The 19,067-nt window shown below is 60.6% G+C and carries 15 protein-coding genes; 4 read left to right on the top strand and 11 right to left on the bottom strand.

Annotated features, from left to right (window positions below):
• Positions 1 to 4: 4 nt before the first annotated feature.
• From AC0J41_RS08775 to AC0J41_RS08765, 3 genes are read right to left on the bottom strand one after another with little or no spacing between them, the layout of a single operon-like run.
• Positions 5 to 871 (bottom strand): carbohydrate ABC transporter permease, encoded by an 867-nt coding sequence (locus tag AC0J41_RS08775; RefSeq protein ID WP_007961995.1) that lies wholly within the window; start codon positions 869 to 871, stop codon positions 5 to 7.
• Positions 868 to 1,983: an ABC transporter ATP-binding protein gene (locus tag AC0J41_RS08770; RefSeq protein WP_473015209.1), complete on the bottom strand. Its 1,116-nt coding sequence runs from the start codon at positions 1,981 to 1,983 to the stop codon at positions 868 to 870. The genes AC0J41_RS08775 and AC0J41_RS08770 overlap by 4 nt, the downstream gene beginning before the upstream one ends.
• Entirely contained in the window at positions 1,983 to 3,077 is a 1,095-nt protein-coding gene (locus AC0J41_RS08765) for an ABC transporter ATP-binding protein (RefSeq protein ID WP_473015208.1), read from the bottom strand. Before AC0J41_RS08765 ends, AC0J41_RS08770 begins: the two co-directional genes overlap by 1 nt.
• A 383-nt stretch (positions 3,078 to 3,460) precedes the next feature.
• Between AC0J41_RS08765 and AC0J41_RS08760 the strand changes: the two genes are divergently transcribed.
• A complete protein-coding gene (locus tag AC0J41_RS08760; protein WP_473015206.1) occupies positions 3,461 to 5,308 on the top strand; it encodes a sigma-54-dependent Fis family transcriptional regulator in 1,848 nt (615 codons plus the stop codon).
• 252 nt (positions 5,309 to 5,560) lie between these two features.
• Positions 5,561 to 6,433: an undecaprenyl-diphosphate phosphatase gene (locus tag AC0J41_RS08755; RefSeq protein ID WP_025108971.1), complete on the top strand. Its 873-nt coding sequence runs from the start codon at positions 5,561 to 5,563 to the stop codon at positions 6,431 to 6,433.
• A 66-nt stretch (positions 6,434 to 6,499) separates the two neighbouring features.
• On the opposite strand, the gene AC0J41_RS08750 is transcribed toward AC0J41_RS08755, so the two are convergent.
• The 3 genes from AC0J41_RS08750 to AC0J41_RS08740 all read right to left on the bottom strand — a co-directional run bounded on the left by AC0J41_RS08750 (position 6,500) and on the right by AC0J41_RS08740 (position 10,984).
• Positions 6,500 to 7,708 (bottom strand): MFS transporter, encoded by a 1,209-nt coding sequence (locus AC0J41_RS08750; protein WP_473015204.1) that lies wholly within the window; start codon positions 7,706 to 7,708, stop codon positions 6,500 to 6,502.
• A gap of 172 nt (positions 7,709 to 7,880) precedes the next feature.
• Positions 7,881 to 9,263 (bottom strand): cysteine--tRNA ligase, encoded by a 1,383-nt coding sequence (gene cysS, locus AC0J41_RS08745; RefSeq protein ID WP_096822283.1) that lies wholly within the window; start codon positions 9,261 to 9,263, stop codon positions 7,881 to 7,883.
• 20 nt (positions 9,264 to 9,283) lie between these two features.
• Positions 9,284 to 10,984, bottom strand: coding sequence for a glutamine--tRNA ligase/YqeY domain fusion protein (locus tag AC0J41_RS08740; protein WP_473015202.1), 1,701 nt, complete (start codon positions 10,982 to 10,984; stop codon positions 9,284 to 9,286).
• Between the two features lie 268 nt (positions 10,985 to 11,252).
• Here AC0J41_RS08740 and AC0J41_RS08735 point away from each other — a divergent pair, with 268 nt between their 5' ends.
• Positions 11,253 to 11,759 carry a peptidylprolyl isomerase gene (locus tag AC0J41_RS08735; RefSeq protein WP_473015201.1) on the top strand — a complete coding sequence of 169 codons (507 nt, stop codon included), beginning with the start codon at positions 11,253 to 11,255 and terminating at the stop codon, positions 11,757 to 11,759.
• Positions 11,756 to 12,508, top strand: coding sequence for a UDP-2,3-diacylglucosamine diphosphatase (lpxH, locus tag AC0J41_RS08730; protein WP_473015200.1), 753 nt, complete (start codon positions 11,756 to 11,758; stop codon positions 12,506 to 12,508). The genes AC0J41_RS08735 and lpxH overlap by 4 nt, the downstream gene beginning before the upstream one ends.
• A 125-nt stretch (positions 12,509 to 12,633) precedes the next feature.
• Here lpxH and AC0J41_RS08725 read toward each other — a convergent pair whose 3' ends face one another.
• From AC0J41_RS08725 to AC0J41_RS08705, 5 genes are all read right to left on the bottom strand, one after another.
• Positions 12,634 to 14,163 carry a DHA2 family efflux MFS transporter permease subunit gene (locus AC0J41_RS08725; protein ID WP_473015199.1) on the bottom strand — a complete coding sequence of 510 codons (1,530 nt, stop codon included), beginning with the start codon at positions 14,161 to 14,163 and terminating at the stop codon, positions 12,634 to 12,636.
• 142 nt (positions 14,164 to 14,305) lie between these two features.
• Positions 14,306 to 15,508: an EmrA/EmrK family multidrug efflux transporter periplasmic adaptor subunit gene (locus tag AC0J41_RS08720; RefSeq protein WP_473015198.1), complete on the bottom strand. Its 1,203-nt coding sequence runs from the start codon at positions 15,506 to 15,508 to the stop codon at positions 14,306 to 14,308.
• Between the two features lie 14 nt (positions 15,509 to 15,522).
• Positions 15,523 to 16,992, bottom strand: coding sequence for an efflux transporter outer membrane subunit (locus AC0J41_RS08715; RefSeq protein WP_473015197.1), 1,470 nt, complete (start codon positions 16,990 to 16,992; stop codon positions 15,523 to 15,525).
• Positions 16,982 to 17,464 carry a MarR family winged helix-turn-helix transcriptional regulator gene (locus AC0J41_RS08710; protein WP_025108962.1) on the bottom strand — a complete coding sequence of 161 codons (483 nt, stop codon included), beginning with the start codon at positions 17,462 to 17,464 and terminating at the stop codon, positions 16,982 to 16,984. The genes AC0J41_RS08715 and AC0J41_RS08710 overlap by 11 nt, the downstream gene beginning before the upstream one ends.
• Positions 17,465 to 17,719: 255 nt before the next feature.
• Entirely contained in the window at positions 17,720 to 19,042 is a 1,323-nt protein-coding gene (locus AC0J41_RS08705) for an HdeD family acid-resistance protein (protein WP_473015196.1), read from the bottom strand.
• Positions 19,043 to 19,067 lie beyond the last annotated feature (25 nt).

Genomic DNA, 19,067 nt, shown 5'->3' with positions numbered 1-19,067 from the left:
GGCCTCAACGATTGGCGTCGGAATGGGTCATGGCGGTGTAGAACAGCCACGAGACCAACAGGATGATCAGGAAGTACACCAGCGAGAACGCCGCTGCCGGTCCCAGATCGAATTGGCCGACAGCCATCTGGGTCAACGTCTGGCTGAGGAAGGTCGTGGCATTGCCCGGCCCGCCGCCGGTGAGCACGAACGGCTCGGTGTAGATCATGAAACTGTCCATGAAGCGCAGCATCACCGCGATCAGCAGCACGCTCTTGAGCTTCGGCAACTGAATGTGCCGGAACACTGCCCACGCTGAAGCGCGATCGATGCGCGCGGCCTGGTAATACACGTCGGGAATCGCCCGCAGCCCGGAAAAACACAGCAGCGCCACCAGCGAAGTCCAGTGCCAGACGTCCATCACCAGCACCGTCACCCAGGCGTCCATGGTGTTGGCCGCATAGTTGTAGCTGATGCCCAGCGCATTCAGGCTCGACCCGAGCAAACCAATATCGGCGCGACCAAAGATCTGCCAGATGGTGCCGACCACGTTCCATGGAATCAGCAGCGGAATCGCCAGAATGATCAGCACCACCGACGACCAGCGGCCCTTGGTCGGCATGGTCAGGGCGACGGCGATGCCCAGCGGGATTTCGATCAGCAGCACACACGCCGAGTAGATGAACTGACGCAGCAACGAATCGTGCAGACGCGGATCGAGCAGCACCTGCTTGTACCAGTCGGCACCGACGAAGTAGCGGCTGGACTGGTCGAAGATGTCCTGCACCGAATAGTTGACCACGGTCATCATCGGGATCACCGCACTGAACGCCACCAGCAGGAACACCGGCAACACCAGCCACCAGGCCTTGTTGTTCTGTACCTTGTTCATGGCTGCACCTCGGCAGGGTCGGTGTCTTCCAGGAGGAACTCGTCGGCATAGACCATCAGCCACTGCGCCGGAAAACTGATATACGCCGTGCCTTGCGGCACCGGTTTGTCTTCCGCCAGGCGCACCTTCAGCGGCGCACCATCGAGGTCGAGGGTGAGGATCTTGTAGGTGCCGAGGTCTTCGACGTGTACCACCCGGGCCTGCATCGCGTCGTCAAACGGCTCGTCCCAGACGTGAATGAATTCAGGACGGATGCCGACCTTCAAATTTTTCCACTGACCGTGTTCGATATGCCGCTGCAAGGCCTCGGACAGCGGCAGGTGCGTCGAAGCGAAACCGACCCCGCCCGGCTGCGGCTGCACTTCGATGAGATTCATCCCGGGGCTGCCGATGAAGTAGCCGACAAAGGTGTGGCTGGGCCGCTCGAACAATTCGCGGGGCGTACCGAACTGCACGATCTGCCCGCCGTACATCACCGCGATCTTGTCGGCAAAGGTCGAGGCTTCGAGTTGATCGTGGGTGACGTAGACCATGGTGATGTTGAACTGCTCGTGGATCTGCTTGAGCTTGCGCCGCAGCTTCCACTTCAGGTGCGGGTCGATCACCGTCAGCGGTTCATCGAAGAGGATCGCCGAAACGTCGTCGCGCACCAGGCCTCGGCCCATGGAGACTTTCTGTTTTTCGTCGGCAGTGAGGTTGCGCGCCTTCTTGCTCAACAGGTTTTGCAGGTCGAGGACTTCGGCGATTTCCTGCACCTTGCTGTGCACTTTCGCCTCGGCCATGCCCTGATTGCGCAGGGGAAAAGCCAGGTTATCGAACACGGTCATGGTGTCGTAGACCACCGGAAACTGGAACACTTGGGCGATGTTGCGCTTCTCCGGCGTCAGGTCGTTGACCGCTTTGCCGTCGAACAACACATGGCCCTGCGAGGGGCTGAGCAGGCCGGAAATGATGTTGAGCAACGTCGACTTGCCACACCCCGAAGGGCCGAGCAAGGCATAGGCACCGCCCTGTTCCCAGACGTGATCCATCTCGCGAATCGCATAATCATCAGGCCCGCTCGGGTTTTTGCTGTAGCTGTGGGCGAGGTGCTGCAAACGGATTTCGGCCATCAGGCAACCCTCGCGACACGCAGGCCCGGTGCCTGCACCAGACGGCCCTGCGCATCGAACACGAACAGCTTGTGGGTCGGGATGTAAATGCGGATCGGCGCATCGACGTCGTACTCGTGAACCCCGGGCAGGTGCAGCACCAGCAGGAAATGCTCGTTGCGCACATGCAGGAAAGTTTCCGAACCGCTGATCTCCGCCACTTCGACAGTGACCGCCAGTTCCAGGTCGTCATCGTTGCTCGGCACCAGCGAGATATGGCTTGGGCGCACGCCAAAGCGGAACTCGCCCTCACCCACCGGGCGCAGATCGACGTTCAACGGGAAGTGCACGAAGTTGGCGAAGCTGACTTCATTGCCGACAATGCGCCCGGGCATCAGGTTGATCGGCGGCTCGGAGAACAACTCCGCCGCCAGCACCGATTGCGGCTGGTGATACACCGAGGTCGACGGGCCGCTCTGAATCACCCGGCCCTCGTGAAGAATGGTGGTGGTGCCGCCCAGTGCCAGCGCTTCGTTGGGCTCGGTGGTGGCGTAGATCGCGATGGTGTGGCGCAGCTTGAACAACTCGCGCATTTCCTGGCGCAGTTCTTCGCGCAGCTTGTAGTCGAGGTTGACCAGCGGCTCGTCGAACAGGATCAGCTCGGCGTCCTTGACCAGCGCCCGGGCCATCGCCGTGCGCTGCTGCTGACCGCCGGAAAGCTCCAGCGGATAGCGTTGCAGAAACTTCTCGATGCGCAGCATCTTCGCGGTTTCCTGCACTTTGCCGTGAATGATGTCTTTCGAGACCCCAGCCTGACGCAGCGGCGAGGCGATGTTCTCGAACACGGTCATGGTCGGGTAATTGATGAACTGCTGATAGACCATCGACACATTGCGCAACCGCACCGGGCGCTGGGTGACGTCGACGCCGTTCATCAGGATGCGCCCGCTGTCGGGCTTGTCCAGACCTGCCATCAGGCGCATCAGGCTGGTTTTGCCGGACAGTGTGCGGCCGAGCAGAACGTTGAAGGATCCGGGTTCGAATTTCAGGCAGGCATCGTCGATCCAGATCTGGCCCTCGACGGTACGGCTGACGTGCTCCAGGGTGAGTGACATGGCTCGGCCTTTTTTATTATTGGAGTCAAGCGACCTGTGCAGCAGAGCGACATTCGTGCCAGAAATGGCAAGTGGTTGATTTGTCGTGAAAAGTGCCGAAAACGTGGGAGATGGGTATTCATCGCTGAACACATTTGAACAGTTGGGCGATTGACAATGAACAATCGTGAACAACACTCTATGAACGCTTTTTGCCCGAATTTCGTGAACAATGAACATCCAGTGTGGGAGCGGGGTTGCTCGCGAAAGCGGTGTGTCAGCCAATCTGAATCTGTCTGATATACCGCTTTCGCGAGCAAGCCCGCTCCCACCGTTTTGGTCTGTGCAGCTTTTGAAAGTAGTGCCATAACAACAATAAAAATGCCCTTTAGAGGCTGACCAGCATGGCCACACCTGCCCCGCCGCTGTCCCACGACGCGCTCGTCCAGACCTCCTGGCAACGTTGCCGCGCCTTCGGTCTCAGCCATCAAAGCGCTCCGGCCTTCGATCAATTGCCTGCCGCCGGCATCGCGCAGTTGCTCGACCGTCATCACTCATTGGTGCAAACCACCCATCAGGAAGTGCTGCCGTACTACGAGAACATCCTGAGCAACTCCAATTGCCTGATCATGCTCGCCGACAATCAGGGCCAGGTGCTGACGTCGTGGGGTACCCAGCGTTTTATCGAACCGAACCTGGCCCGAGGATTCAGCGCCGGGGCGAGCTGGATGGAACGCGCCAGCGGCACCAATGCGATCGGCACCGCACTGGCCTGCGAACAAGCGGTGCACATCGAGCACGATGAGCATTTCCTCAAGGCCAACCGGTTCATGACCGGTTCCGCCGCACCGATTTTCGACGCCGAGCGTAAGGTCATCGCGGTGCTCGACGTGTCCAGCGACAGCTACCTGCCGCCCTCGCACACGTTGGGCATGGTCAAGATGATGAGCCAGACCGTGGAAAACCGGCTGATCCTCAACCTGTTCCACGGTCAGCACTTTCAACTGACCTTCAACACAGGGTTGAACAACCTCGACAGTCAATGGGCCGGGTTGTTGATTTTCGATGAGAGCGGTCAGGTGCTCTCGGCCAATCGCCGGGCGGACAATCTGCTCGGTGTGCGCCTGTCGCGGGTCAGTGTCGAAAGCCTGTTCAATGTGTCGCTGCTGGAACTGATGAACCAGCCCGACGGCTTGCCGTTCGCTCTACAGACCGCCGGACGCAACCGCTTCCAGTGCTTGTTGAAGCGACCGAAACAGGCGCCGGTTCAGCCTCGAATCTTTGCCGAACCGAAATCCGCGCCAACGCCTGCCACGGTGCCGGGGGCGATCAGCCTCAACGCCCTGCACTTCGGCGACAGCCGCGTGGAAAAAGCCGTGCGCCAGGCCGAAAGGCTGCTGGAAAAAGACATCCCGTTGCTGATCCACGGCGAAACCGGGGTCGGCAAGGAAGTCTTCGTCAAAGCCCTGCATCAAGCCAGCTCGCGCAGCAAACAGGCATTCATTGCCGTCAACTGCGCGGCGATCCCCGCCGAACTGGTGGAGTCGGAGCTGTTCGGTTATGAGAAAGGCGCATTCACCGGCGCCAACCAGAAAGGCAGCATCGGCCTGATCCGCAAGGCTGATAAAGGCACGCTGTTTCTTGACGAAATCGGTGACATGCCGCTGCCGACTCAGGCACGGCTGTTGCGGGTGTTGCAGGAGCGCTGCGTGCAGCCGGTGGGCAGCAGCGACTTGTTCCCGGTAGACCTGCGGATCATTTCGGCGACCAACCGTTCGCTGCGCGAGCAAGTGCAATTGGGGCGGTTTCGCGAGGACCTGTATTACCGCATTGGCGGCCTGACCCTGGAATTGCCACCGTTACGCGAACGCAGTGACAAGCAAGCGTTGTTCAAGCGCCTGTGGGAGCAGCATCGCGAACCGACGCAATGGGCCGGCCTGAGCCACGAGGTGCTGGAGCTGTTCAGCCGGCATCCGTGGCCGGGCAATCTGCGTCAGGTCAGCAGCGTGATGCAGGTGGCACTGGCGATGGCCGAGGAACAACCGGTGCGACCGGAGCATTTGCCGGATGATTTTTTTGTCGATCTGGAGATGGAACCGGTTGAGGTGGCGCAGCCGCTGGGGGTTGATCTGAATGATGGCGAGGCGTTGAACCGCGAGTTGTTGGCGGCCGGGGGGAATATTTCGCATTTGGCGCGGCGGCTGGGGGTGAGTCGCAATACCCTCTACAAGCGCTTGCGTCAGGCTGAGTGACAGGGTGGCTGAACCGGCCTCTTCGCGAGCAAGCCCGCTCCCACAGGGGGGAATGTCGTACACAAAAGTCAGACATGCCCAAAATCCAGTGTGGGAGCGGGCTTGCTCGCGAAGGCGCCAGCCCCGTCACCACACAACTATCAATCCGCCCTCATTGACCGAACCGACTAGACTGTGACGAAATGTTTCAGCTTTTCGCCATGCCTTTGATCCAGACACCTCCCTCCTCCTGATTCTCACAGGATAAGTGCTTTGACCAACATCTGTTCTACCGGCCTTGATATCGGCTTTGCCTCTCTGGACTACCTGCAGATCGGCATCCTCGGCATCATTCAAGGCATCACTGAGCTGCTGCCTGTTTCCTCCACCGCGCACATGCGCATCGTCCCGGCCCTGCTCGGCTGGCCGGATCCGGGCTCGGCGTTTTCCGCTGCCATGCAGCTCGCAGCGCTGGCCGCAGTGGTCAGTTATTTCTGGCGTGACGTCAGGCAGGTGGTGGGCGGCAGCGTCGAGGCAGTGCGTCAACGTGACTTCAACAATCAGTGGTTCATCCTCGCGGTGGCCATCGTGCTGGCAACCATTCCCATCGGTATCGCCGGCATAGCGTTGTCTTCGACGCTCAATGCCTGCAACTCGCCCCTGCGCGGACTGATGGTGATCGGGATCTCCTGCGTGGTCATGGCGATCCTGCTGGCTGCGGCCGAGCTCACCTGCCGGCATCGCCGCACAGTGAGCGAAATGCGCCTGCGTGATGCGCTGATCGTCGGCATTGCGCAGATCGGCGCGCTGATTCCCGGGGTGTCGCGCTCCGGGTCGACGCTGACGGCGGCACTGTTCCTCAACTTCAAACGTGAAGAAGCGGCGCGCTTCTCGTTCCTGCTGGGTTTGCCGGCGATTGCGCTCGCGGGCCTGAAAGAGCTGTGGGTGCTGTTCCATGCCGACCTTCCCGCCTCAGTCTGGGGGCATCTGATTTTCGGTCTGGTGATCGCCAGCATCTCCGCGTTCTTTGCGATCTGGGGCCTGATGCGCTTTCTGGAGAAGTTCTCCACCTGGCCATTTGTCATCTACCGCGCAGTGCTGGGGATTTTCCTGATCGTTGCGGTCAGTACCGGGCTGTTGAGTTGATTTGAGCGAGAAAAACAAAACCCGCACTTGGCGGGTTTTGTTTTTAATGCCTGTGCACACAGCACATTAAGGATAAGCCGACTCAACACTCCTGGTTGAAACGGCACTCAATGTACGCAGCCCGATCAGCACTACCGACACCATCACCAATCCCGCAAAAATCGATACGCCAAACCCTGCCCGAGCGCCGCAGGCATCAATGATCAACCCCGCCAGCATGCCGCCAAGCGCCACCCCGATGCTGATGCCGGTGGTCATCCATGTCAGCCCTTCGGTGATCCTTGACGGTGGGATGATGATCGTCCCCAGCTTCATGACCACGACCATCGTGGGTGCAAACGATATGCCGGCAATAAACAGCATCGCCGAGAGGACATAAACGTCAGGAGAAAACATCGGTAATACGCCTGTGATGGCCGTGACCAGTATGCCGATAAAGAACTGTTTTTCGATTGGCAGGGAAACCCTCAAGGCACCGAACGTCAGGCCCGCCACCAGCGATCCGAACGCATAGGCTGCGAGAATGAAGGTCGCAGAAGCAGGCCAATCTTGCGCATTGGCGAAGGCTACAACGGCGACATCGATTGAGCCGCCGATTGCGCCCATCGCCAACAGCGCCAGCACGATGGTCGGAACGCCCGGAATCCGCAGGGTTGAGCCCGTATGCCTCGCATGACCCACGACAACCTGGGGTTCAGTCTGGCGCTGCAGGACAAACGCCGTCACTCCGACGGCCAGCAACGCGACCGCGACAAGCGGCCCGGCTTCGGCGAAAAAGCTCACGCTCAGGCCGATCGCCAGTGGCGGGCCAATGATATAAGCGAGCTCGGTCAGCACCGTATCCAGAGAGAACGCCGTGTGCAGCTGCGGTTTGCCCCGGAACAATTGCGTCCAGCGGGCCCTGATCATCGACGGCATGCTTGGCATTGTCCCGGCCAATGCCGCCAGAACGAAAAGCAATGCCGCCGGCGCCCTCATGTAGACGGCGCTGATCAGCGCCAGCAACATGCCAATGCTGAACGTCGTCACGACAGGCAGCACACGGCTTTGGCCACGCTGATCAACCAGTTTCGAGATGTACGGGCCGATCAGTGCGTTGGCGAGGGTAAACGTACCGGCGACTGCACCAGCCAGCCAGTAGACACCCGTTTGCTCCACGAGCATGGTAATGATGCCAATGCCGATCATTGCCTGCGGCAATCGCGCGATAGCGCTCGCGAGCACCAACCCCTTGGCACCCGGGGTTGTCAGGAGTTCGCGATAGTGGTTTGCCATGATGTCTCCATTCCATAAACGTCGCCGACCAGCATCCCGCTGCAAGGGCTGCAGCCCATGTTGGCCGCGTCAGACATCAAGACCTACGCGCAGAGCAAAAGCAACCACCGCCTGAACAGCAGAAAAACAAAAACCCGCACAAGGCGGGTTTTGTTTGTAGCACTCACAGCAGTCAGTCAGCCAGACGCCAGGTCGTGCCGCCCTTGCCGTCTTCCAGCACCACGCCCATGGCGGTGAGCTGGTCGCGGATGCGGTCGGACTCGGCCCAGTCTTTGCCAGCCCGAGCCGCCAGACGCGCAGCGATCAGCGCGTCGACTTCGGCTGCATCGACACGCCCTTCGGCGCCGGCCTGCAGGAAGTCGTCGGCTTCCAGTTGCAACACACCCAGCACGCTCGCCAGTTCTTTCAGACGCGCCGCCAGACCGGCCGCTGCATCGAGATCGCTCTCGCGCAGACGGTTGATCTCACGAACCATCTCGAACAGCACGGCGCAGGCTTCGGGCGTGCCGAAGTCGTCGTTCATCACTGTAGTGAAACGCTCGACGAACGCTTCGCCGCCAGCCGGCGCAACGTTCGGCAGGCCTTTCAACGCGTGGTAGAAACGCTCGAGGGCGCCCTTGGCGTCCTTGAGGTTGTCTTCCGAGTAGTTGATCGCGCTGCGGTAGTGGCTCGACACCAGCAGGTAACGCACGACTTCCGGGTGGTACTTGTCGAGCACGTCGCGAATGGTGAAGAAGTTGTTCAAGGACTTGGACATCTTCTCGCCATTGATACGGATCATGCCGCAATGCATCCACGCGTTGGCGTAGGTCTTGCCGGTGGCCGCTTCGCTCTGGGCGATTTCGTTTTCGTGGTGCGGGAATTCCAGGTCGCTGCCGCCACCATGAATGTCGAAAGTCTCACCCAGGCAGCAGGTGGACATCACCGAGCACTCGATGTGCCAGCCCGGACGCCCGGCGCCCCACGGCGATTCCCAGCTCGGTTCGCCCGGCTTGACGCCTTTCCACAGCACGAAGTCCAGCGGATCTTCTTTGGCTTCGTCGACTTCGATCCGCGCACCGATGCGCAGGTCTTCGATCTTCTTGCGCGACAGCTTGCCGTAGCCCATGAACTTGCCGACGCGGTAGTACACGTCGCCATTGCCCGGGGCGTAGGCGTAACCCTTGTCGATCAGGGTCTGGATCATCGCGTGCATGCCCGGAATGTGATCCGTGGCGCGCGGCTCCATGTCCGGCTTCTTGATGTTCAGGCGCGCTTCGTCTTCGTGCATCGCCGCGATCATGCGCTCGGTCAACGCTTCGAACGACTCGCCGTTCTCGTTGGCCCGGTTGATGATCTTGTCGTCGATGTCGGTGATGTTGCGCACGTAGGTCAGGTCATAACCGCTGAACCGCAACCAGCGGGTCACCAGGTCGAACGCGACCATGCTGCGGCCGTGGCCCAGGTGGCAGTAGTCGTACACGGTCATCCCGCAGACGTACATGCGCACCTTGTTGCCATCCAGCGGCTTGAAGACTTCTTTGCTCTTGGTGAGCGTGTTGTAGATCGAAAGCACGATGGTTCCTTAAGACTTGATCACTGGCCCCACGAATCACGCAGGGTCACGGTACGGTTGAATACCGGCTGACCTGGTTTCGAGTCCTTGATATCCGCGACGAAGTAGCCTTCGCGCTCGAACTGGAAACGGTCTTCCGGCTGTGCATTGCCGAGCGATGGCTCAGCACGACAACCGGTCAGCACTTGCAGCGAGTCAGGGTTGATGTTGTCCAGGAAACTCGCGCTGTCTTCGGCCTTCTCAGGGTTGGCCGAACGGAACAGGCGATCGTACAGACGCACTTCGCACTCGATGCTGGCAGCGGCCGGCACCCAGTGGATCACGCCCTTGACCTTGCGGCCTTCAGGGTTCTTGCCCAATGTTTCCGGATCGTACGAGCAACGCAGTTCGACGATGTTGCCGTCGGCGTCCTTGATCGCTTCGTCGGCACGGATCACGTAACTGCCGCGCAGACGCACTTCGCCGTTCGGCTCCAGGCGCTTGTAGCCCTTTGGCGGCTCTTCCATGAAGTCATCGCGGTCGATGTAGATTTCACGGGCGAACGGCAGCTTGCGCACACCGAGTTCTTCTTTCTGCGGATGACGCGGCAGTTCGAGGTTGTCGACCTGATCTTCCGGGTAGTTGGTGATCACGACCTTCAATGGACGCAGCACGCACATGGCGCGCGGGGCGTTCGCGTCCAGGTCCTGACGGATGCTGAATTCAAGCATGCCGAAGTCGACCACACCGTCGGAACGGTTGGTGCCGATCATGTCGCAGAAGTTGCGGATCGACGCCGGGGTGTAGCCACGGCGGCGGAAGCCCGACAGCGTCGACATGCGCGGGTCGTCCCAGCCATTGACGTGCTTTTCATCGACCAGTTGTTTGAGCTTGCGCTTGCTGGTGATGGTGTAGTTCAGGTTCAGGCGGCTGAACTCGTACTGACGCGGGTGCGCCGGCACTGGCAGTGCGTCGAGGAACCACTCGTACAGCGGACGATGGCTTTCGAATTCCAGGGTGCAGATCGAGTGGGTGATGCCTTCGATGGCGTCCGACTGACCGTGGGTGAAGTCGTAGTTCGGATAGATGCACCACTTGTCACCGGTCTGATGGTGATGCGCGTGACGGATGCGGTACATGATCGGGTCGCGCAGGTTCATGTTCGGCGAGGCCATGTCGATCTTCGCGCGCAGCACGCGGGCGCCGTCCGGGAACTCACCGGCGCGCATGCGGGCGAACCAGTCGAGGTTCTCTTCAACCGAACGGTCGCGGAACGGGCTGTTCTTGCCCGGCTCGGTCAGGCTGCCACGGTATTCCTTGGCCTGCTCAGGGGTCAGGTCGTCGACGTAGGCCTTGCCGGCCTTGATCAGCTCGACGGCCCAGTCGTGCAACTGGTCGAAATACTGCGAGGCGTAGCGCACTTCGCCGGACCACTCGAAGCCCAGCCATTTGACGTCGCTTTCGATCGCGTCGATGTATTCCTGGTCTTCCTTGGCCGGGTTGGTGTCGTCGAAGCGCAGGTGCGTGACGCCGCCGAACTCCTGGGCCAGGCCGAAGTTCACGCAGATCGACTTGGCGTGGCCGATGTGCAGGTAGCCGTTGGGCTCAGGCGGGAAACGGGTAACGATCTGGGTGTGCTTGCCCGAGTCCAGGTCTGCCTGGATGATCGGCCGCAGGAAATTGACCGGCACGGCAGGGCCGGACTTGGCATTCGAGGTAGGGTCGACAGTGGGCTTGCTCATTAGGATCCTTGACTTACATGTGCGCGGCCGCAAAAGGGGGCCAGACAAAACAAAGCCGCTATCATAGCCGATGCTGTCAAGGGGCTGACAGAGCGCGGCTTATAAAGGAGCGCATTTAATCGCCGGGATTTGAAAAACAGCCTCGAAATTCGCGCCTGTCACGCTAAACTGCGCACCTTGGCCGAAGCAGGCTGAACCGGTTGTGGGGCTGAATGTCCCAGAACCACGAATTCTTTATAAAATGCTTCATTGAAAAAGAGCACCGATCATGACTCAAGTCAAACTGACCACCAACTACGGCGACATCGTCATCGAACTGGACGCGGAAAAAGCGCCGATCACCGCTGCCAACTTCCTCGAATACGTTAAAAACGGTCACTACGAAAACGTGGTATTCCACCGCGTGATCAAGGGTTTCATGATCCAGGGCGGCGGTTTCGAGCCTGGCATGCAGGAAAAGAAAGACAAGCGCCCGAGCATCCAGAACGAAGCCGACAACGGCCTGAAGAACGAAAAGTACACCCTGGCCATGGCCCGCACCATGGAGCCGCATTCGGCCTCGGCGCAGTTCTTCATCAACGCCACCAACAACAGCTTCCTGAACCACACCGCCAAGACCGCTCAGGGTTGGGGCTACGCCGTGTTCGGTAAAGTCGTTGCAGGCACCGACGTTGTCGACAAGATCGAAGGCGTTGCGACCACTTCCAAAGCTGGCCACCAGGACGTACCGAAAGACGACGTGATCATCGAGAAAGCCGAGATCATCGAAGCGTGATATTGCTGATTTCAGACTTGCATCTGGAAGAGGAGCGCCCGGACATCACCCGGGCGTTTCTGGATTTGCTCGCCGGACGCGCCCGCTCGGCGAGTGCGTTGTACATCCTCGGCGACTTTTTCGAGGCGTGGATTGGCGACGATGCCATGACGCCCTTCCAGCGTTCCATCTGCCAGGCCCTGCGCGAATTGAGCGACAGCGGCACGGCCATCTTTGTGATGCACGGCAATCGCGACTTCCTGCTCGGCAAGGCCTTCTGCAAAGCGGCCGGCTGTACGCTGTTGAAAGACCCGAGTGTCGTGCAGTTTTACGGCGAACCGGTATTGCTGATGCACGGCGACAGCCTGTGCACGCGCGACGTCGGCTACATGAAGCTGCGTCGCTACCTGCGCAACCCGATCACCCTGTTCATCCTGCGCCATTTGCCCCTGAGCACCCGCCACAAACTGGCGCGCAAGCTGCGCAGCGAGAGTAAGGCGCAGACGCGGATGAAGGCCAATGACATTGTTGACGTCACCCCGGAAGAGATTCCGCGGCTCATGCAGCAATACCGGGTGAAAACCCTGATTCACGGCCACACCCACCGCCCGGCGATCCACAAGCTGCAGCTCGGCGAGCAGGCGGCGAAGCGGATTGTACTGGGGGATTGGGATCGTCAGGGCTGGGCGTTGCAGGTGGATGAGAACGGGTTTGCCCTGGCGCCGTTCGATTTCGCCCCGCCTCCAGCCCTGCCCGCCCCGTCAATCTAAAACCCAGGCACAAAACAAATGTGGGAGCGAGCCTGCTCGCGAAAGTGTTGTGTCAGGCACTTCAGTGCTGAATGACACACTGCATTCGCGAGCAGGCTCGCTCCCACATTTGATCGTGTTGCAGGTCAGTGCCCGGAAGCAGCCGGGCCTGCTTTTGCAGCAAACGGCGGTTTCGCCAGCCACACAATCAGAATCAGCCCCATGAACCCCCAACCCAACAACGTGAAGTAATCCACGGTGGAGAGCATGTACGCCTGGCTGGTGAGGATCTGGTCCATCTGCGCGTAAGCCGATTGGCTCGCCCCGCCTAAATGATTCAAGGTCTCGCGGGTCGCCGGCTCGAAGGTGCTGATGCTTTCGCTCATGTACGCATGGTGCTGATCGGCGCGGCGAATCCAGATCCACGTGGTCAGCGACGCCGCAAAGCTACCGCCCAAGGTCCGCAGAAAAGTCGCCAGCCCGGCGCCGTCAGCAATCTGGCTCGGCGGCAGGTCCGACATCAGGATGCTCAGGGTCGGCATGAAGAACAGCGCCACGCCAATCCCCATGAACAGTTGCACCAGGGCGATGTGCTGGAAGTCCACCTCGTTGGTGAACTCGGCCCGCATGAAGCAGCTCAGGCCAATCGCCAGGAACGCCAGCCCGGCCAGCAGACGCAGGTCGAACTTGTGCGCGTACTTGCCGACAAACGGCGACAGCAATACCGGCAGGATACCGATTGGCGCCACGGCGAGACCGGCCCAGGTCGCGGTGTAGCCCATCTGGGTTTGCAACCACTGCGGCAGGATCAGGTTGATGCCGAAGAACCCGGCGTAACCCAACACCAGCACCAGCGTGCCGATGCGGAAGTTGCGGTGAGCGAACAATCGCAGGTTGACCACCGGATGTTTGTCAGTCATTTCCCAGATGATGAACACCGCCAGCGCAATCACCGAAATCGCCGCACCGATGATGATGAAGTTCGATTCGAACCAGTCCAGGTCATTGCCCTTGTCGAGGATGATCTGCAACGCACCCACACCAATGATCAGCGAGATCAGGCCAACGTAATCCATCGGCTGCCGACTGGTTTCCACTGGGCGCTTGGCCAGTTGCGAGCGCACCACCATCACCGCAAAGATGCCGATCGGCACGTTGATGAAGAAGATCCACGGCCAGCTGTAGCTGTCAGTAATCCAGCCACCGAGAATGGGACCTGCAATCGGCGCCACCACCGTGACCATCGCCAACAGCGCCAACGCCATCCCGCGCCTCGCCGGTGGATACACGGCGATCAACAGGGTTTGCGTCATCGGGTACAGCGGCCCGGCCACCAGGCCTTGCAGTACGCGGAAGCCGATCAGTTCCGGCATCGACGTGGAAATACCGCAGAGGAACGAGGCCAGCACAAACAGAATGGTGGCCCACAGAAACAGCTTCACTTCGCCGAAACGCCGACTGAGCCAACCGGTCAGCGGCAGCGCAATGGCGTTACTCACGGCGAACGAGGTGATCACCCAGGTGCCCTGCTCCGAACTCACCCCCAGGTTGCCGGAAATCGTCGGCAGGGCCACGTTGGCAATGGTGGTGTCGAGCACTTGCATGAACGTCGCCAGCGACAGGCCGATGGTGCTGAGCAACAGGCTGGGCGGCGTGAAAGAGGCGTTATTGCTCATTGTGAATCCTATGAAACCGGGTTGGCGCTGCGCCCTATGTGGGAGCGGGCTTGCTCGCGAAAGCAGTGCGTCAGTCAACATCCATGTTGAATGTCAGTCAGCATTCGCGAGCAAGCCCGCTCCCATTGGGCCGGAGTCGATATCAGCGTTGCGCGGTTTTGCTGACCGCAGCGCTGTTGTCGTGAATCAGCTGGGCGATCATCGCGTCGGCTTCGGCCAGTTGCTGGTCGTAGACGTTGGTGCTGAACGAGGCCTTTTGCGGCGGCTGCTGCGCCAGCACCGGACCGCTCTGGTCGTGCAGGTTCACTTCAACGTTGGTCGACAGACCGACCCGCAGTGGGTGTTTCGCCAGCTCTTCGGCGTTGATGTGAATCCGCACCGGCACGCGCTGCACGATCTTGATCCAGTTACCGGTGGCGTTCTGCGCCGGCAGCAGGGCAAACGCACTGCCGGTACCGGCGCCGAGGCTGTCGACGGTGCCGCTGTACTTCACGCTGCTGCCATAGATGTCGGACTCGATGTCCACCGGCTGGCCGATGCGCATGTCGCGCAGTTGGGTTTCCTTGAAGTTGGCGTCGATCCACAACTGATCCAGCGGAATCACCGCCATCAGCGCGGTGCCCGGCTGGACGCGCTGGCCCAGTTGCACGGTGCGCTTGGCGACGTAACCGGTGACCGGCGCGATCAGGGTGCTGCGCGCATTGTTCAAGTAAGCCTGACGCAGATCGGCAGCCGCCGACATCACGTCCGGATGCGAGGAAACCACCGTGTCATCGACCAGCGCGCTGGTGGTTTTCAGTTGCTGTTTAGCGTTGGCCAAGGCGTTTTGCGCCGAGGTCAGGTCGTCGCGGGCGTGGGACAGTTCTTCCTGGGAAATTGCCCCGCCAGCGGCGAGGTTTTTCCGGCGGTTGAAGTTGTCCTGGGCTTTCTGCACTTCAGCCTGTTGCGCGTTGACCTGGGCTTTCATGCCATCAACGTTGCTGTACAGGCCGCGCACCTGACGCACGGTGCGCGCCAGTTTCGCCTGGGCACTTTGCAGGCCGACTTCAGCGTCGTTGGGGTCGAAGTTGATCAATACCTGGCCTTCGTGAACCAGATCACCATCGTCAGCGCCAATGCTGACCACGGTGCCGGTGACCAACGGGGTGATTTCCACCACGTTGCCGTTGACGTAGGCGTCGTCGGTGCTTTCGTTAAAGCGCCCGATGAATTCGTGATACGCCCAGACGCCGGCACCGGCGAGCAGGACCACCACGGCCAGCACCAGCAGCATCACTTTGCGCTTGCGCGGATTGCCGGTGTCCGGGGTGTTGTCTTGAGTTTGAGTGTTTTCGGCAGTGGCCATGACAAATACCTGAATTAGTTGTGCGACGTGGCTGGGGTGGTGTTGGCGGCGGTCAGGGCTTCACCCTGGAAGCCGCCCCCCAGCGCTTGCATCAGTTGAATCGACAGGTCGATCTGCTCGGCATTGAGGTTGGCCAACTGACGCTGGGCCTGCAGCAATTGCTGCTCGATGCTGAGCACGTCCAGGTAGTTGCCGATGCCGGAACCGTAACGCTGGACGACGGTGTTGTAAGAATCCTGAGCAATGTCGGTGGCGTGTTGTTGCGCGCCGATCTGCCGGCCGATATCACGCAGCTGGTTGATCGTGTCGCTGACATCGCCCAGTGCTTTCACCAGGCTTTTGTTGTACTGCGCCACCGCCAGATCGTAATCGGCGTCGCGTGCATCGAGGTTGGCGCGCAGGCGCCCACCGTCGAAGATCGGCAGCGAAATGGTCGGGGCGATGCTGAAGAAACGACTGGCCGAACCGAACATTGCGTCACCCAACAAGGATTCGGCACCGGCGGACGCCGTAAGGTTCAGATTGGGGTAGAAGCGGGTCTTCGCCGAGTCGATGTCTTTGCTCGCCGCCTCCACGCGCCAGCGCGCGGCGACCAGATCCGGGCGACGACCGAGCAGCTCTGCCGGCAGTACCGACGGCACGGCCACGGCGCTGGCTTGCAGAACTTTCGGCCGGGCGATTTCGTTGCCACGATCCGGGCCTTTGCCGAGCAACACGGCCAGGGCGATCTTGGCGCTGTTCAAGCGTTTTTGTGCATCGATCAGGCTGGCTTCGGAGCTGGCCTCAAGGCTTTGGGTTTGCTGGAACTGGTACTGGCTGTCGATCCCGGCACTCAAGCGACGCTGGCTCAGGTCGAGCATCTGTTGGGTGCGTTTCAGATCGTCGTTGGACAGGTCGTAGACGATGTGTGCCTGCCCCAGATCGCTGTAGGCCCGGGCCACATCGGCGGCGAGGGTCAGTTGCGCGGCCTGACGGTCGACTTCGGCGGCGCGGGCCTGACCGAGTGCGGCTTCCCACGCATCCCGCTGGCCGCCCCACAGGTCGAAGTTGTAATTGAAGCCGGCGCTGACGTTACGCACGGTGGCGTAGGCATCGCCCTGCCCTCGCGGGTCCTGATCCTTGGCCAGACGCGAACGGCTGATGCCGGCGCTGGCGTCGAGGGTCGGATAGCGTTCGGCATCGGCGGCATACGCCGCGGCGCTGGCCTGATGCGCACGGGCTTGGGCGATCTGCATGTCCGGGCTGTCGTGCAACGCTTCGCGAATCAGGCCGTCGAGTTGCGGGTCGCCGAGGCTGGTCCACCAGTCGCTCTTCGGCCACGCGGCCGGCGACAAGCTGACACCGTTGAGGGACTGGCTGACGTTGAGGTTTTTCGCATCAAGGTTTTTGCCTTGAGTGTCGAGGCCGCTGTAGTTGGCACAGCCGGCGAGGATCATCGCCGACAGCACCAGGGTCAGGCTGCTGCGCAAGGTTTTACCGCTCATTGTGTTCACCTAACCGCTGGATAGTGATCGGGTCACCGGCTGCCAGCAGGATTTTCTTGAGGATGTATTCCAGGGTTTTCAACTCGTCCGTAGTGACGGCACCGGCCAGTTCATTCATTGCGTCGGCGCCGATGTGCGGCAGGCGATCGGCCAGTTGCTGGCCTTGCTCGGTGAGCTTGAGCTGCACCTGCCGGCGATCGCCTTCGCTGCGTTGGCGAGCCAGGAAACCTTTCTGCTCCAGACGATCGAGCATGCGCGTCATCGAACCGCTGTCCAGCGACAGGTGCCGGCACAACTCGGCCGGGGTATCGACGCCGTACTGGGCCATGATGATCAACACCTTGAACTGCGCGGCGGTGATGCCGTGGGGTTCCATGTGGGTGTCGATGATCCGGTCCTTGAGCAGCGCAGCACGGCCAAGCAACAGGCCGAGATGGCAATGTTTGAATTCGTCCGGGGTGAAGTGCTTCATGTGCTCACCTAATAACTGCCTAGGCAGTGAATGTATGTCGAGATGTTACTGCCTAGGCAGCGAATGTCAACGTAATAGTTAGGTTGCTTTGTAATTAGTTGACCAATGGAGTTGGTTTTTGCGCTGAGCACGCGGGCGCCGTCGCGAGCAGGCTCGCTCCCACAGGGTTCCACAGCGCACACAAATGTGTGTCCGCCAGAGATTCAATGTGGGAGCGAGCCTGCTCGCGAAGGCCGTAATTCGGTGGAACGCCGGTCAGTTCTCGTCGGAAGATTTGGCAGGCGCTGACGGTTGCAGCGGATGCACCTCGCGCCCGCGCATGGCCGTCACCGCATAACCCCAGGCGCGCTTGGCCCCCGCGTACATGCTGTGCCAACCCGGCGGCGCGGGCTCGATGGCCGCGTGCAGCGCCAGTGCGTAGTCGAGCACCAGCCCGGGTGTCCAGGCCATCACCTCGGCGCGTTTACGCACTTGAGCCGCCACCCAGAACTCTGGACTGAGAAAGACCCGGGCGAAATCACGCATGCTCGAATGCCCCCGGTTCATCGCCCCTTCAAGGGCCGCTTCAAGGCTATGGGCAACGGCACTCGAACAATTGCGGCTGGTGAGGTTGTACGTGCTGTTGCGCCGATACTCGGCCCAGAATGCCTGCAACCGCCGCGCGTCATAGTGGGCAAAGCTGACTTGCACTGAAGACGGGCACCAGTCAGCCACCTCGCCGGCATAGTCCGGCAGAAACCGGCCGGCAACATCGTTGTTCGGCGTCGCCCGCAGCAAGCGCACGAAGTCCCCCGCCGACCGGTCGATGTCGTCCAGCGGGTAATGGCTGATGTAGATATCCGGGCCACATTCGAGGGCCGCGTGGCCGGCGGAAATCACACCGTTGATGTCGACTGCCGCGATGTAGCGGTTGAGCAACCGGTTGCGCACCAGGACGTCATCAACGGTGCCACTGGGTGTCCAGACATGGATCACCAGCGCGGTGTCGTGTGCCGGCACACTGACCGCGGAAGGGCTTGTCATCGCCGGCTGTTTTTTGAAGCGCACCGCCTGCTGCAGCAAGGCACAACCCGAGAGAAAGATGCTCATGCCAATGCAGAACGGCACCGTGCCCTTGTACAGCGTCGGGTACGGTTCGAGGATGAACAGGCCAAAGCCGATTTCGAACAAACCGGTCAGCAGCGACAGTCGCCAACCGACAAAGCGCACCACCACCGCAGCCGCCAGCCGAAAACCGCCATCAAGCAGAAACGCCACACCAAACAGCACCGCCAGAATCAGGCTGGCGGCATGTTGCCGGTCGACGATCAGCAGCCCGAGTATCAGGAACGCCAGCCCCCGCGCTTTGCGCAACGCCGCCGCAGTCCCGGTTTGCGGTGCCGGCACCAGCAGAATGATCAGCGCTTCGAGCAACAACAGGTAGCCAAAGACATGCAGCGGGAAATACAGCACGCCGTCCAGCGCATCGATGAAGATGGCCACCCCGGCCGCGCCCCAGACAATGCCGGTCAGCGCCAGCGTTGACCAGCGTTTGCGGACAAAGTCGTTACCGAGCAAAACCATACTCAAGCGGATCATATGCGCCCCTGTTCTCTTCGGGCAG

This window comes from Pseudomonas sp. Arb-4-2C (assembly GCF_055755015.1).
This window is presented reverse-complemented; position numbering and strand designations above follow the sequence as displayed.